Below are 14,336 nucleotides of genomic sequence, written 5' to 3'. Positions count from 1 at the left end.
TTGTACACTTCTGCATAATTGGCGATGCTATCGATGGAAATGCCCGCGTTGGTAGAAGTCCTACGCCCGTTCAGTGTTGCGGGATTGGCCTGCGCGGAGGTCGTAATGATGTCGCCCACACCAAACCACTGATCGAAAATGCCGCGATGCAAATCCACATGCGAAAGTTCCGCGAACGGCTTTGACTTGTAAGTTCTCCCAAAGATACCGCCAGAGGCATAGATTCCCTTGTCGGTGACGATGTAGGCCGTGTTGCGGTACCGCCTGAACGAAAGGAGCGCCCCGCCCATGTAAAGCCAAACCGGCATCATGTGCAGAGCCATGAACGGGATGATAAAGAAGGCTGCTTCGTCCGCCTTATCCGAAGAGAAAGCCGCCCCGATAAAGAACATGTCGAAAAGCCCCCACAATACCGCAAACGGGAGCAACGGATTGAAGATGCTTTCAAAAATAAAGCATTTCTTGTCCGGTTTACCGGCATAAAGGATTTTTTCCCCTTTTCCGACCAAAAGCGTCAGTTCGTTGTCCATAAAAGTACTCCTGACAAGAAATTAGCAAAGAATTTCTTAGCCTATTTTGTCGAATATTCCAATTTGGAGTATTTTTTTTGTAAAAAAAATGATTAAAAAACATTTTTTTAATGTATTATGTGGTAGAGGGATATTTTACCCATGAGAGAAGTTTTTGCCATTATCTATATAGTGCTCATAGTCCTGCTTGGGCTTTTTGGTGTTATATCCAAGAAGTCCTCAAAGGCAATTGGCAAAGCAGTCTCCTATTTGCTATTCACGTTCATCGTTCCGATTGCGGGCAACCTGATACTCGTCCTCTCCGAAAACGAGCTTCTTTCCACCATCGGTAGCTACACCTATTTTATCGGCATGGACCTCATGGCGTTCAGCCTGTTCGACTTCACCCTGTCCTACTGCAATATTCCATGGCGGCATAACAAGAAAATTTATTTCATTTACACGCTCCTCACCATTGACGTTCTCCAATACTTTTTCAACCCTTTCTTCGGACACGCCTTCGGCATGGAAGCCATCACGGTGGACGGCACCCTTTACTATAGGCTCGTCCCTTACCTCGGTCAAACATTCCACCGCATCGCAGTCTACATCGCATTCATTACATCGCTCGGCATATTCATCTACAAGACGATCCGCGTCCCCCGTATTTATGCCGAAAAATACTACATCATCCTCTTCACCATGGTATTGGCAGGCATCTGGCAGAGCTACTACATCTTCTCCAGAACCCCCATTGACCGTTCGATGATGGGACTTGCCGTCTGCGGCATGCTTATCTTCTATTTTTCGCTGTTCTACAGACCGTTCAGGCTTCTGGACCGAATGCTAGCCAACATCGCTTCCAAAATGTCCGAAGCGATTTTCTTCTTCGATGCCAGCAAGCGCTGCATTTGGGCAAACAGCAACGGATGCAAACTTCTGGAAGTCCGTTCCGATAACCTGGAGCACGTAAATCAAAGACTTTTTGCCATGTTCGATGACCTTGGCGTAGGCCAAGACAACTGGTCTTCTAAGCAATCTGTCAATTTCGAAAAAGGCACTCAATACTTCAGCCTTGACAAACACATTGTTACCGATGCAAAAAACAAGAAAATCGGTTACTTTTTAAGCATTCAAGACAATACAGAAGAAATCCTCAAGCACCAACAGGAAATTTACGAAGCCACCCACGACAAGCTCACGGGACTGTTCACCAAGGAACACCTGTTCAACCAGATCAAGAACAAAGTTTCTTCCGAGACGGAAACATCCTATTCCATCGCCTACCTCGACATCAAAGATTTCAAGATGGTCAACGACATCTTTGGTAACGATACAGGAGACCTTGTTCTGAAAAGAGTTGCCAACTGGATTAGGGAAAATGCAACCGAAGGATGGGCATACGGAAGACTCTCCGGAGATGCCTTCGGTATCTGCTATCCGACAAGTACCGAAAAACTCGACCTTGTTCAACGCCGGCTTTCAAAGTTCGTGATTTCGAACGGATCTATTGACCAGCACATCCTGATGCATGTGGGCATCTACCGCATTATTGATCCCAGTATTGACGTGTCCATCATGTTTGACCGCGCCCACCTAGCCCTCACGACCATCAAGAACGAATACAACATGCATATCGCCATCTATGACGACAATATGCGCAACCAGTTGCTCTGGGACCAGAAGATTTCAACGGAACTCGAAGGGGCTATCGAAAATCGACAGATCGTCCCCTACCTGCAACCCATCGTAGACAACAAGGGAACCATCATCGGTGCCGAAGCCCTTGTCCGTTGGCTCCATCCCGAAGAAGGATTCCTCCCCCCATTCAAATTCATCCCGGTATTCGAAAAGAATGGCATGATTGCCCAGGTGGACAAGTACATCTGGCGTTCCGCCTGTGAGATTATTTCTTCGTGGAACGGCGACAAGGCCAACCTGTTCATCTCCGTGAATATTTCGCCGAAGGACTTCTACTTTATGGATGTCTACGCCGAAATCAAGGCCCTTGTCGAAGAATTCAAGATTGATCCGTCGCGACTCCGTATCGAAATTACCGAAACCGTGATGATGACCGAAGCGGAAAGCCGCATGGCTATTTTGAGCAAATTCCGCAAATCGGGATTTATCGTCGAAATGGACGACTTCGGCAGCGGATATTCTTCACTCAACCAGCTCAAGGACATGCCGCTTGACGTTCTGAAGATCGACATGAAGTTCCTGAGCAAGGCCGAAGATAACCACCGTGCCGAAACTATCTTGCGCAACGTACTCAGGCTCTCGAGCGACCTCGGCCTGTTCTCGCTTACCGAAGGCGTCGAAACCGAAGATCAGTACAAAATGCTCAATGAAATGGGCTGTAACCTGTTCCAGGGATACTACTTTGCAAAACCCATGTCCGTTGCGGACTTCGAAAAACTTTGTGATAAAAATAAAGGATAAATTATGACGAATCAGAATCCACCGATGCCCCCCGAAATCCAGAAACAGATGAAAAAGGTCGGGCTCAAGATTTCCTTCATGATGGCGCTCATGATGAGTTTCGCACTTTCGCTTACCGGAAACTTGACCGCTGAACATCCGCCTGGAATGCCGATGATAGCAATCATTATCGGATTCCTGGAGGGATTCGTCTTAAGCTTCTTCGTCAGTTTCGGTATCGGCCTCGTTGTTCCGATGCCCAAGGTAAATGCGGCATTGGCTCGCAAATTCCACCTGCAACCGAGAACGCTCAAGACTCACATCGTGGAATCGATCGTGTCGAACCTGATCTACACTCCGCTCATGACAACTGTCATGGTGACCTTCGTATATTTCTTCCTGATTCCCCCAGGACACAAGCCGCCATACCTGCCGATGTTCATCAGCTCGCAGGTCATCTGCTTTGTCGTGGCACAGATTCTCATTTTCCTCTTTGAGCCGCTTATCATCAAGATTGCGATGCCGAAGATGCCGCCGCGCCCTGGTTCGACAAGCTCACAAGTTCGCTAACCGAATAAGGTTCCTGAGCCTGCCGAAGGGCCTCAAAGCAACAATTAAAAAGTCCGCCGGGATTCCCAGCGGACTTTTTCTTATACGTTAGAAGGAAGCCTTATGCAAGGCGGTTGTTGACAACGTTCCAGTCCACAATCTGCCAGAGACCCTTAAGGTAATCCGGACGACGGTTGCGGTAGTCGATGTAGTAGGCATGTTCCCACACATCAAACGTGAGGAGCGGCTTGAGGCCCTTGGTGAGCGGATTCTGGGCGTTGCCTTCTTGCGTAATCACAAGCTTGCCCTGGGCATCGGCAGAGAGCCATACCCAGCCGGAACCGAAGAGGCCCGCACCCTTCGCCTGGAATTCTTCCTGGAACTTTTCGAAAGAACCAAAGTCACGTGCAATCGCTTCGGCAATCTTGCCCGTCGGAGCGTTCCCCGCAGATGGAGCCTTGAACTGCATAAAGTACATGTAATGGTTCAGGAACTGGCCTGCGTTATTGAACACGCCGCCCTCGGCTCTTTTAACGATTTCGTCGATAGACTTACCCTCGAATGCGCTACCCGGAAGAGCGGCATTCAGGTTGTTGAGGTAAGTCTGCAGATGCTTACCATAGTGGAACTCGATCGTTTCCTGGCTGAGCGCCGGAGCGAGATCCCCCGCCGCGTACGGGAGCGCGGGCATTTCGAATTTTCCGTTGATAGGTTGAATCATTTTTTTCTCCTTGATTGCGCGGCTACGCCGCTAGATTGAACTTTCTATAAACTCCTTGCGGAATGTGCCGTTACCGAGCAGAATGTCGATAGGCAATTTCTTGAATTCGTATTCGTAAGGCGGCTGTTTCCAGGCAAAATCCTTCGGGTATTCGTTGAAGATATATTGCAACAGCTTTACCGCCATATCAAAACTACGGAACTTGTCGCGGTCGAGCACATGAATCTGCGCACCGCCACAAATCTGATCCGCCCCCTTGTGGAACGTAGGCTGGAAATAGTTCTCGCGAAAATATACGCCCGGAAGCTTAAGACCGTTCATGTACTTACAGAGCTTTACCGCATCGATGAACGGAGCGCCGAAAATTTCGAAGGGACGCGTGGTGCCGCGGCCTTCGCTCACATTGGTCGCCTCGAACAGGCACATGCCCGGGTAAACGACAGCGGTATCGAGCGTCGGCATATTCGGGCTCGGCAAAATCCACGGAAGTTCCGTCTGGTCGTACCACATTTTTTTATCGTAGCCTTCCATGCCAAGCACGTAAAGCTCGCACTTGGGGAAACGTTCTTCCTTAAATTGGACAGCGAGTTCGCCAATCGTTTTTGCATGACGCGTACGGATACTGTGGAGCCCCACAAAACTCGTGTAGTTCAAATCCAGCACCGGACCTTCTTCGTCCACACAGTTAATGGGATTCGGGCGGTCCACCACAATCACGGGGATTCCGGCCTTTTCACAGGCTTTCATACAAAGAAACAACGTCCAGATAAACGTGTAATAGCGCGCCCCCACATCCTGCAAGTCCACAAGCATCATATCCACATGGGAAAGCATTTCGGCAGTGGGTTCACGGTGTTCACCGTAAAGGCTATAAACGGGAATTCCCAGTTCGGGATCCGTGTAACCTTCCCATTCAATCATGTTGTCCTGGGTGTGCCCCTTGATGCCGTGCTGGGGGCCAAAAAGAGCAGAAAGCTTAAAGAGCTTACCGTCGTATTCCTTGAGTAAATCGAGGGTATAGTGTAAATCGGGAAGAACCGATGCCGGGTGCAGAACAGCACCAAGGCGCTTGCCCCTTAAATTTGCGGGGAAAACCTTTTCAAAACGAGAGAGCGCGAGTGAGACCATAATTAATTCGGAATTTAGATTTCGGAATTCGGAGTTAGGAGTTAAAGTTTTTTTTCGAGTAGTCCTCCTGGAACGCAGCGACGGGATCCAACATTGGATTTTCCCCGTCTGGGGACCATGCGCACTAAGGTTACAAGTAACCAAGTGCTGTCCGGCCTCCCTTCGGTCGAGAATGACATAATTAAAATATAAATGAATTACGGGGCAAAAGCAAAGAAAAGTCTATTTTTCCTCAAAAAAAAAGACAACTACAGTTGCAAAAGGCAAAAATTTCCGAAATTGGCACAAAATGACAGTCGGATTTTTTTATTTTTAGCCATAGAAACAAAAAACAAATAGGATTAATTATGGCATATCTGAACAAAGTGATGCTTATTGGCAATATCGGCAAGGACCCCGTCATTAGCGCAAGCGCAACTGGTCGCAAGCGCGTATCGTTCTCCCTTGCCACCAGCCGCCGTTATCGCGACAACAATGGTGAACAGAAAGAACAGACTGATTGGCACAACATCGTAGGTTGGGGCAAAATCGCCGACACAATGGAAACACTCGGCGTCCACAAGGGCATGACCCTTTATGTCGAAGGCTCTCTCACCAACCGCAGCTGGACCGACCAGACGACCGGCCAGAAGCGTTACAGCACCGAAGTCAACCTGGACACCTTCCAGCTTTTGACGCCGCGCGGCCAGAACGGCGGCAACTTCCAGGGAGGCAACTCCTACAGCCAGTCCAACAACTTTAGCCAGGCAAGCGCCCCCGCTTACGATGCTCCGGCACCGGAAGGCGTCGATGACGACCTGCCCTTCTAAAAAATGAATCAACAAATTGCAGATATCGCATTGATGATGGTGCTGCCGCTGGGCATCACCTTTACGGCAATACTCATGTCCGCATCTGCGGAAACTCGCACCCAGAAAATGTTGGGTGCCTTTTTGTCGTTTTTGATTGTAGTCATGGACTGCATTTTCTTCTTTGCGAAGAACTCGTTCATTGCCTACAACTGCGACGGCGGACTTTTGCTCTCGTTTTCGAGCCTGTTCTTCTTTGCCATCATTGGCTTTATCCGTAGCGACGACCGCGCGGCCAAGGCGGGAAACATATTCCTCGCCTTCTTTATGCTGTCGGGCTTTATGGGTATCGCCTACTGGGACCGTCCGACTTTCATTCCGACATCGGACTACTCCCCCGCCGAAATCGCCGCGATGAACGCCAAGTACCAGGACTACATCGCCTCGTTCGAAAACGGCGAAGGTGGAAAGATCATCCCAAGTTCTAGCGGCAAAAAAGGCCAGGGCATTACCTCGGGCAAGGCTAGCCGCGACGACGGAACCCTGAGCAGACGCGACAGCTACTCCATCGATGCCGAGACTGTAATCAAGCGAATGACGGACATCGTCAATTCGATCAACAATTTCGAGCCCCTTCCGGCGAACATTTCTGAGGCAGAACGCGAAACTCGTAGTAGTCAGGCGCTCGCCATCAACAATAACGCCGTGGCGCTCAACAAAAAAGTCCTCGGGCTTTTCCACCCGCACGAAGCTAGCGACGCGCACAAGGAACTGATACAGGCAAGTGAATGCGTTCGCCTTTCTGCATACGCGCTCTATAGCTACACGCTCCAGGAAAATCCGGAACAGCAATTGATCTTGTACAGGCAGTCCAGAGACCAGATCGGGCAAATGAACATTTACCTGAAACGATTCTGGAACGCCATCGAAGCTATTCAATCAAACAATCAACAACAAACCGAACAATAAAGGTTAATTATGATTCGCAACGTTGCCATTATGGGTGCCACTGGCGCCGTAGGCCAAGAAATCCTCTCCATCCTCGAAGAGCGCAATTTCCCGCTGCAGAGCCTGAAGCTCCTCGCCTCCGAACGCAGTGCAGGGCGTGAATTCAAGTTCAAGGGCGAAACGCTCAAGTGCGAAGCACTGAACAAGGATTCCTTCAAGGGTATCGACCTGGTGCTCAGCTCCGCCGGCGCAGCCATTTCTCAGGAATTCGCTCCGATCGCCGTCGAAAACGGTGCCGTGGTCGTGGACAACACAAGCTTCTTCCGTATGGATCCGGCAGTTCCTCTGGTCGTGCCGGAAGTGAACCCCGAAGACATCAAGCTCTACAAGGCTGAACTCGGTGGCAAGGGCATCATCGCCAACCCGAACTGCACGACCATCATGATGGTCGTGGTGCTCAACCCGATCGAAAAGATTTCCCACATCAAGAAGATTCACATTTCTTCTTACCAGAGCGCAAGCGGTGCAGGTGCCGTCGCTATGGAAGAACTCAAGCAGCAGTACAAGGACATCCTCGAAACGGGTTCCACCACCCACATCAACAAGTTCCCCTTCCAGCTCGCCTACAACGTGATTCCGCAGATCGACAAGATGACGGAAAACGACTACACGAAGGAAGAAATGAAGATGTTCAACGAAACGCGCAAGATCATGCACTCTGACGTTCGTACGAGCGCCACCTGCGTGCGCGTGAGCTCGCTGCGTTCTCACTCCGAATCCGTGTGGTTCGAAACCGAACGTCCGGTTTCTGTCGAAGAAATCCGTAACGCTCTCAAGAACGCTCCGGGCGTTACCCTCAAGGACGATCCGCAGAACTACGTGTACCCGATGCCGCTCGAAAGCGCAGGCAAGGACAACGTCTTCGTGGGCCGTATCCGTAAGGACCTCGCCGACGAAAACAGCAACACGCTGTGGCTCACCGGTGACCAGATCCGCAAGGGCGCTGCTTTGAACGCTGTTCAGATTGGCGAAATCTTGCTCAAGATGTAAGATTGGTGAAATGCTCCTAAGGCGAGAGTCGCGACCGTGCTTGCACGGGCATGACCGAGCCGCAGAGCATTGTACTCCGGAAGGAGTACAAATTCTCCTCAAAATGTAAGATCGGTGAAATGCTCCTAAGGCGAGTGTCGCAGGCAAGCTCGCTTGCCTATGACCGAGCCGAAAGCATCGGGCGCCGTAGGCGACCAAATGCTCCTAAAGCGAGCGCAGTGGGAATGCTTGCATTCCCATTGCCGAGCCGCAGAGCATTGTACTCCGTAGGAGTACAAATTCTCCTCAAGATGTAAGATCGGAGATCCCCGCCTTCGCGGGGATGACATGCATCATAAAGGAAGCCGTCCGCAAGGACGGCCTTTTTAATTTGAATCAAAATAAATCTGCGTTAGAGTTCTTTTCCGCGGCGCATGGCCCATATATTCTTGGGAAGCACCTGATTGTGCCAGCGGATCCATTCGTCATAATAAATGTACTGCCGTTCGCGCACCCTGAAATTTCGACCATGGACTACGCGTCGCCCATTCCGGATTTCAACGGGAATTGCAATATGCAGACATTCATGATAAACAACACCTGCAACCGCATACTCCGGGCAATTGGCGGCATCGTAGCCTTTACTAATGCTTATCAGATGAAATTCCTCGCCCGTCACAGGGTCTTTACGAACCGAATGAAAGCTCAACCCACCAACCCTATTACTCCAGGTAATCCGGCAAGTTAATTTATCTTCAAAGTAGGTACTATTGATCGCCGCAAGCACGTCATTTAAATTATGGTATTTTCCCTGCGGACGAATCGGCGGAAGCCTACCTTTACTCGAAACGGCCGACTCCCCCCTGTCCGCAAGAACCTGGTCTACCAAAGTCCAGAAACGGTTCACCAAATCCTTGATGGTCGCCTTGTTCTTTGCCGTTTTTCTGCGTATCGCATGCTCGGCCCATTCCGCCGCCAGTTCTCGCGCCGCCGCAAATTCAGGGTCTTTCATATAATGCGGCAAGATCACTTCGGGATGTCCGAACAGGGCGCCCCCCTTGCAGCGTATGCTTTTCTTGAGTTGCGAATTGTACTTGAAATGAACGAGCCCATTCATCGAAACGCTGCTCGGAACCTTTGGTTTTTCCGGTTCCTTGGGAGCGTTCCCGAATAAATCTAGCTGGACTCCGAACAAATTCATTTTCTTCGCTACCTGGCACAGGCCTCTGCGTTAAACAGACCTTCGAAAGCATTTACCGAGAGGAGCCCTCCAAAATAACTTTCCGGCAATTCGAGCAACGCATAATGCTCCGAAATTCCATAAACGGCATCTTCGATACAGTCGGGCAGATACACGATATAGCTGTCGTTTTCTGGAGTCTGCAAAAACTTTGGCGTACAGAACTTGGGAGCCGTTTCGCTGAAATACATCCGGCAAGAGACCGGACGCAACGGGTACACGGTACAGTCCCCCACCTTGTCCGAAAAAGGGCAAGGTTTCCAGGCAGCAAAGTAATCATGCAGGGCAAGATCTTCGGCCTGATCGTCAAAGTCATCAATGATGCCACGCTCCGTTCTGCGCTGCTCATAAAAATTTTTGAACATCGAAGCCCTGGACTGACACGCTTCCATAATATCTAGCAAGTCGTTCCGCCCCCGAAGGTCACTATACAAGGTAAGCAATTCGAAAGGCTCTACGGACATCGGATAATGATGGCAACAATTGCCACAGGCTGGCCTACACTGAATGGGGCGGGGCTGTTGAGGCAAGACCGCGTCCAGATACTCGGCAAACAACCGATGGTATTCCCGCGTAAACTTTATAATTTGAGGCATTTCCTCCATCAGATTATCTGGTCCAATGGCGGACTCCCTTCCATGGGCTGCGGCAACCGCATCGAGCCTGTCCCGTTCAGCGCCAAGCAACGAGGAAAGCCTCATTTCAGCGATACGGAAAGCCTTGGTCGGAAAGTATTCGCGGTAAGATTCCATAGCCCTAAAAATAGCTTTTTTTTTCAAAGTACAAAATCAATTCAAACAAAGCCAGAAATTTTCGATAAAATGCGCAAAAGTGGCCTTGAAAAAAGATTGATATTCCTTTTTTGTAAGAATAATGTTATCTTTTAGCAAAATGGGAATAATGTAATGAAAAACGTACTTAAATCCAAAATTGTATGGGCATCCGCCGCCTTGGTGTTAAGTCTTGGCATCGTTGGATGCAACATTTTTAACCCTACCGAAAGCGTAAACATCAAGAGCGATGATGCTGCCGCCCTTTCCTACGAAGGCTACATCAAGTTCCGCGACAACGAATATAGCGAAGCCGAAGAATACTTCAACAAGGCTATCGCCGCTGACTCCACCTACTCCGAAGCCTGGCTCGGCCTGATGAAGTCCATCCTCAGCCGAAAGCTGAACTCCAACGAGAAGACCAACGTATTTTCGCTACTCCAGTACGTAAACTCGAGCCGTGAAGGTGGCAAAACCGTTCCCTTCGCCAATATGCCGGAATCCCTGGCCGTCACCCTTGAGGTGACACTGGACACGGTGGAAACCCTCGCCAAGGAACTCATTCGACGCGATACGCTTGGATTGACCGACGGAAAAATCACCTACAAGTACATTTCCGACGGCTATATGGTTATCCAGATGATGAAAACGATGCTCGTCCTCCGCAAGACGACTTCAGGAATGGATGAATGTTCCTTCGACTCTAAGAGCGAAAACAAGTGCGACATGGAAACGGTTCTCAACAGAATGAAAGGCGATTCAAAGGAAGCGGTCGCAGCATTCAACGGCGTGTTCAACACCTGTGCCGTCAATTCCGAAAGTATGGCGACCCTGTTCGACACCTACCTGGAAGGCTTCGACAATCTAACCGACGATGCAAAGAACAAGGCCATTCAGGCCATGTGCGCAGCTCTTGCACAAGAAACAGAAATTGACGAAGACAATCCCGACAAGCAAGAAAAGACCATGAACATCATCATCGGTCAGTTCGGCTACAGCGACATTGTCGACGACGACGGCGACGGTTGCGTTGACGAAGAAGTCTACGACGGCGAAGACAACGATGGCGACGGAGAAATTGACGAAGATGTCCGCGACAAGACAAATCCGATCAAGTACGACGACGTCACCATTATGAACAATATCGCCCACAACAAGACCTCGATCAGGGACCTCCGTGTTGTTAAGGAAGCGGGCCCGAACTCGAAGTACGAAAAAATCGACATCGACATGAACGGCGAAAAAGCGGAAGACAACGAATGGGAATTCGTCTACTCCAAATACACCGACCGCGTTAAGAAAAACGACCATCGGTTCAAGTTCATTGTCGCAGACGAAATCGAATGGAACCCCAACAATCTCAGCGATACGGAATTCAGGATTCTCAAGTACAACGTCGCCCATGACACCGATCCGGACAATTTGAAATACGATTTGGAATTTCGAAAGAAAAACATTGGCGGATGCTGGAAGAACTACAGCGAAAAGGACTTCGAGAAGTGGTTTGAAGGGAGGAACAACTAATGAAACGTTCCCTTGTTATTTTGCTTGCTACACTCACGGCAATTTCTTTTGCAGCCAAGGCTCCGACGCACCGTTCGATCAGAGCAGAAGCTATGGGTAATGCCCATGTGGCATTGGTAGACGACAAAGAAGCAATCTACTTCAACTACGCAGGCTTGAGCCAGATTAACAGGCTCGGCAACTACGAGGAGCGCCCGGAACAAGGTTACTACCCCCGAAACATCGGTGATATGCGCTTGAACCTCGGTGGTGCCGGCCCCTTCGAGACATACTTTTCTACATACAACGTTGCAAAAGATGTTCAAAAGCTTTACAATCAGGCTCATGACGACGCAAAGGAACATCACCTCAGTTCTTCTAACGTGCTGATGGACTCCCTAGCGGCTCACCCCGAGCTGATTCACAAGATGAACAGCTACGACCACAAGTACCTGACCATGAAAATCAAGATGGACGCAGAACTTGCTTTCCACAACTTTGGTGGCGCCATCTGGATTGACGGAAACGTTGCACCCTATATGGATGCAGGCCTCATCATTCCGCAAATTGTGATTGACACTTTCTACGTTGACGGTGTGGCTCAGGTCGGTACGGCATACGGCTTTACCGACGAGTTCTCCGCAGGTATCGGCCTTAAAATAGCCAAGCGTCATAAAGTTGAAAACATGTATGTCACGGTGATCAACTACAGCGCCATCCAAGACACCCTGGAAGACCGCTATCATGACGTCGCCGACGAACTCATCGACATGGATGCAATATCCTTCGGTATGGATCTCGGCGTTCTTTACCAGATTGCACGCGAAGTCCGCCTAGGTCTTTCCGTTCGCGACATCTACTTCAAGGATCTAGCCGGAGACAAAATTACCCCGAACATTACCGCAGGTGTCAACTACAGCCCCCGTTTCTTCAACAAGAATACTGGTTTCGGACGTAAGTTCAACGTCGCAGTAGACTACGCGGACGCTATCAACGGCACAAACAATTACAAGTTCCTTTCCCACATCAACTTCGGTATGGAAGTGGAACAGACCCTGCTTGCATGGCCCGGATACAACAACGCGATTCGCGCCCTCGCCCTCCGTCTTTCGGGCGGTTTCAAGGGTGGCTACCCTGCGGCGGGTTTCGGACTTGAAGTTCTCCGCTTCTTCACTGTTGAATTCGCTACCTGGGCAGAAGAACTCGGTTACTACACCGGCCAGGACGAAGAACGTATCTACATGGGCCAGCTGAGTATCGGCTTCTAAACCGCTTTTCAGTAGTATTTAAAAGAGCTCCTCATGGAGCTCTTTTTATATAGTCATTCTCGGAACCAGCACTGGATCCCGTCGGGGCGTCGCCCCTCCAGGATGACAATCAGGTCACTTTTTGTCTTGAGGGACCAGGCGTTCCACGATACGGAACAGGTCGTTATAGATTTCAAGGAAGTCTTCAATCCAAATCGGATCGCGCTCACCCACCACGTGGAAGGTTTCTTCCAATGTGTGCAGAGCGTTATAGGGGCCGACAAGGCTACCGGCAGGTTGCACCACGGTTCCACGATACAAGTCCGTAGCAACAAGGCGAGCGCGGTAGCTGCGCCTTAAACGGGCAATAAGCGCCGTACGGAGCAGGAGCAGTTCGTCGTGGGCCTGCAGAAGGTTTCCGCCACGAATCCATTCCTCGACAACAGTCAACCTGCGCATCGTTGAATCACGCTCCGTAGACGGCACCAGCTGACGCTTTTCAAGAAGAGTCTGCTTGAGCTTAGCAGACATCGCCAAAAGCATATCTGCATTCCAGAACACCATCGGATTCTCGGCAAAGCGTTCCGAAGAATCTACACGCGGAGAATGCGTCTTGAGCCAGCGTTCCAACTTGTCCGCCACCATTTGGGCTTCGGGCAGCCGATCTACGGCAACATATTCGCCCGCTCGATTCAGCAAGTTATCTGCGTAGACCATACGCCAATGCGGCAGCTTTCCGCTCTTGCGGATAGCATCGATATTCTGACGAATGTTTTCTAGGCGCTCTTGCATACTTAATCAACAAACTTATAAAATGGATTCCGTCGCTACGCTCCAGGACAACATCTACTTCGTCTCCATCTTCTGCAGCGGGGTGACACCGATTTCCACGCGACGGTTCAGGCGGCGGTGTTCCTCGCTATCGTTAGGATACTTGGGCATGTGTTCGCCAAAGCCAGCCGCAAAAAGCCTATCCGGCGGGAAACCCTGCGCAATCAAGGTCTTTACCACGTTCACGGCACGTTCAGTCGACAAATTCCAGTTGGTGTAGGTCTTGGACTTCACCGGAGTATCGTCAGTAAAGCCGCTCACCATAATCACGTCGGTAGAATCCAGCGCTTCCAGAAGCCCCTTGCTAATGCCGCGAATCACGCCCTCGCCTTCCTTGGTGAGGTCAGCTCCGTTAATCGGGAACAGGAAAGAAGCCTGAATCTGGATCTTACCGTCTTCAAGAGCGATAAGGCCCGCTTCGATGGAGGTTTGCAAACTCTTGGATAATAGCGCATTGCGTTCCGCCGCAATCTTGCGCATTTCTTCTTGGCAGCTGAGGACTTCCTCTTCGGTACGCGTCAGGTCTTCAGCCTTCTGCTCCTTAAGGGTCGCCATCGCCACAAACGCAAGGATGAACAGCGAAACCAGGGCAACACCCAGGTCCGTGTACGCCATCCAAGGATTGCTGTTATCGTCTTGTTTCAAGCGCATC

The 14,336-nt window shown here is 50.1% G+C and carries 14 protein-coding genes; 7 read left to right on the top strand and 7 right to left on the bottom strand.

Features of this window, described 5'->3' with window-relative positions; translation table 11 throughout:
- Nucleotides 1–530, bottom strand: a 530-nt coding sequence (locus Q0W37_RS11830; protein ID WP_297701768.1) for a PH domain-containing protein, incomplete at its 3' end; no start/stop codon positions are given.
- A gap of 141 nt (nucleotides 531–671) precedes the next feature.
- Here Q0W37_RS11830 and Q0W37_RS11825 point away from each other — a divergent pair.
- Both Q0W37_RS11825 and Q0W37_RS11820 read left to right on the top strand, forming a co-directional pair.
- On the top strand, nucleotides 672–2,951 hold the full coding sequence (locus Q0W37_RS11825) for an EAL domain-containing protein (protein ID WP_297701767.1): 2,280 nt from the start codon (nucleotides 672–674) through the stop codon (nucleotides 2,949–2,951).
- Nucleotides 2,952–2,954: 3 nt separating this feature from the next.
- On the top strand, nucleotides 2,955–3,500 hold the full coding sequence (locus Q0W37_RS11820; RefSeq protein ID WP_297701766.1) for a hypothetical protein: 546 nt from the start codon (nucleotides 2,955–2,957) through the stop codon (nucleotides 3,498–3,500).
- Nucleotides 3,501–3,600: 100 nt separating this feature from the next.
- Here Q0W37_RS11820 and Q0W37_RS11815 read toward each other — a convergent pair whose 3' ends face one another.
- Together Q0W37_RS11815 and Q0W37_RS11810 are read right to left on the bottom strand one after the other, a co-directional pair.
- Nucleotides 3,601–4,200 (bottom strand): superoxide dismutase, encoded by a 600-nt coding sequence (locus Q0W37_RS11815; protein WP_297701765.1) that lies wholly within the window; start codon nucleotides 4,198–4,200, stop codon nucleotides 3,601–3,603.
- Between the two features lie 30 nt (nucleotides 4,201–4,230).
- On the bottom strand, nucleotides 4,231–5,328 hold the full coding sequence (locus Q0W37_RS11810) for a DUF1343 domain-containing protein (RefSeq protein WP_297701764.1): 1,098 nt from the start codon (nucleotides 5,326–5,328) through the stop codon (nucleotides 4,231–4,233).
- 347 nt (nucleotides 5,329–5,675) lie between these two features.
- Between Q0W37_RS11810 and Q0W37_RS11805 the strand changes: the two genes are divergently transcribed.
- Genes Q0W37_RS11805 through Q0W37_RS11795 form a run of 3 tightly spaced genes read left to right on the top strand, consistent with a single transcriptional unit; the run spans nucleotide 5,676 to nucleotide 8,114 of the window.
- Nucleotides 5,676–6,137, top strand: a complete 462-nt coding sequence (locus Q0W37_RS11805; RefSeq protein WP_088628943.1) for a single-stranded DNA-binding protein — start codon at nucleotides 5,676–5,678, stop codon at nucleotides 6,135–6,137.
- 3 nt (nucleotides 6,138–6,140) lie between these two features.
- Entirely contained in the window at nucleotides 6,141–7,085 is a 945-nt protein-coding gene (locus Q0W37_RS11800; RefSeq protein ID WP_297701763.1) for a hypothetical protein, read from the top strand.
- Between the two features lie 9 nt (nucleotides 7,086–7,094).
- Entirely contained in the window at nucleotides 7,095–8,114 is a 1,020-nt protein-coding gene (locus Q0W37_RS11795) for an aspartate-semialdehyde dehydrogenase (protein WP_297701762.1), read from the top strand.
- A gap of 391 nt (nucleotides 8,115–8,505) precedes the next feature.
- On the opposite strand, the gene Q0W37_RS11790 is transcribed toward Q0W37_RS11795, so the two are convergent.
- Together Q0W37_RS11790 and Q0W37_RS11785 are read right to left on the bottom strand one after the other, a co-directional pair.
- Complete coding sequence (locus Q0W37_RS11790; RefSeq protein ID WP_297701761.1) at nucleotides 8,506–9,294, bottom strand: hypothetical protein; 789 nt, start codon at nucleotides 9,292–9,294, stop codon at nucleotides 8,506–8,508.
- 8 nt (nucleotides 9,295–9,302) lie between these two features.
- Nucleotides 9,303–10,085, bottom strand: coding sequence for a YkgJ family cysteine cluster protein (locus Q0W37_RS11785; protein WP_297701760.1), 783 nt, complete (start codon nucleotides 10,083–10,085; stop codon nucleotides 9,303–9,305).
- 153 nt (nucleotides 10,086–10,238) lie between these two features.
- Between Q0W37_RS11785 and Q0W37_RS11780 the strand changes: the two genes are divergently transcribed.
- Nucleotides 10,239–11,627: a tetratricopeptide repeat protein gene (locus Q0W37_RS11780; protein WP_297701759.1), complete on the top strand. Its 1,389-nt coding sequence runs from the start codon at nucleotides 10,239–10,241 to the stop codon at nucleotides 11,625–11,627.
- Nucleotides 11,627–12,874 (top strand): hypothetical protein, encoded by a 1,248-nt coding sequence (locus Q0W37_RS11775; protein ID WP_297701758.1) that lies wholly within the window; start codon nucleotides 11,627–11,629, stop codon nucleotides 12,872–12,874. Before Q0W37_RS11780 ends, Q0W37_RS11775 begins: the two co-directional genes overlap by 1 nt.
- A 114-nt stretch (nucleotides 12,875–12,988) precedes the next feature.
- Here Q0W37_RS11775 and Q0W37_RS11770 read toward each other — a convergent pair whose 3' ends face one another.
- Together Q0W37_RS11770 and Q0W37_RS11765 are read right to left on the bottom strand one after the other, a co-directional pair.
- A complete protein-coding gene (locus Q0W37_RS11770) occupies nucleotides 12,989–13,645 on the bottom strand; it encodes a hypothetical protein (RefSeq protein ID WP_297701757.1) in 657 nt (218 codons plus the stop codon).
- Between the two features lie 54 nt (nucleotides 13,646–13,699).
- Complete coding sequence (locus Q0W37_RS11765; protein ID WP_297701756.1) at nucleotides 13,700–14,335, bottom strand: OmpA family protein; 636 nt, start codon at nucleotides 14,333–14,335, stop codon at nucleotides 13,700–13,702.
- Nucleotide 14,336: the final 1 nt, after the last annotated feature.

The sequence above is a fragment of the uncultured Fibrobacter sp. genome, assembly GCF_947166265.1.
Taxonomy (GTDB): domain Bacteria; phylum Fibrobacterota; class Fibrobacteria; order Fibrobacterales; family Fibrobacteraceae; genus Fibrobacter.
The sequence above is the reverse complement of the archived record's forward strand: the minus strand, read 5'-3'. Positions and strand labels throughout refer to the sequence as shown.

Excerpts from the sequence above, each read along its gene's own strand:
- Q0W37_RS11800 (WP_297701763.1), top strand. The coding sequence starts at position 6,141 with ATGAATCAACAAATTGCAGATATCGCATTGATGATGGTGCTGCCGCTG.
- Q0W37_RS11825 (WP_297701767.1), top strand. The coding sequence starts at position 672 with ATGAGAGAAGTTTTTGCCATTATCTATATAGTGCTCATAGTCCTGCTT.
- Q0W37_RS11805 (WP_088628943.1), top strand. The coding sequence starts at position 5,676 with ATGGCATATCTGAACAAAGTGATGCTTATTGGCAATATCGGCAAGGAC.
- Q0W37_RS11775 (WP_297701758.1), top strand. The coding sequence starts at position 11,627 with ATGAAACGTTCCCTTGTTATTTTGCTTGCTACACTCACGGCAATTTCT.
- Q0W37_RS11820 (WP_297701766.1), top strand. The coding sequence starts at position 2,955 with ATGACGAATCAGAATCCACCGATGCCCCCCGAAATCCAGAAACAGATG.
- Q0W37_RS11770 (WP_297701757.1), bottom strand. The coding sequence starts at position 13,645 with ATGCAAGAGCGCCTAGAAAACATTCGTCAGAATATCGATGCTATCCGC.
- Q0W37_RS11780 (WP_297701759.1), top strand. The coding sequence starts at position 10,239 with ATGAAAAACGTACTTAAATCCAAAATTGTATGGGCATCCGCCGCCTTG.
- Q0W37_RS11790 (WP_297701761.1), bottom strand. The coding sequence starts at position 9,294 with ATGAATTTGTTCGGAGTCCAGCTAGATTTATTCGGGAACGCTCCCAAG.
- Q0W37_RS11815 (WP_297701765.1), bottom strand. The coding sequence starts at position 4,200 with ATGATTCAACCTATCAACGGAAAATTCGAAATGCCCGCGCTCCCGTAC.
- Q0W37_RS11810 (WP_297701764.1), bottom strand. The coding sequence starts at position 5,328 with ATGGTCTCACTCGCGCTCTCTCGTTTTGAAAAGGTTTTCCCCGCAAAT.
- Q0W37_RS11795 (WP_297701762.1), top strand. The coding sequence starts at position 7,095 with ATGATTCGCAACGTTGCCATTATGGGTGCCACTGGCGCCGTAGGCCAA.
- Q0W37_RS11765 (WP_297701756.1), bottom strand. The coding sequence starts at position 14,335 with ATGCGCTTGAAACAAGACGATAACAGCAATCCTTGGATGGCGTACACG.
- Q0W37_RS11785 (WP_297701760.1), bottom strand. The coding sequence starts at position 10,085 with ATGGAATCTTACCGCGAATACTTTCCGACCAAGGCTTTCCGTATCGCT.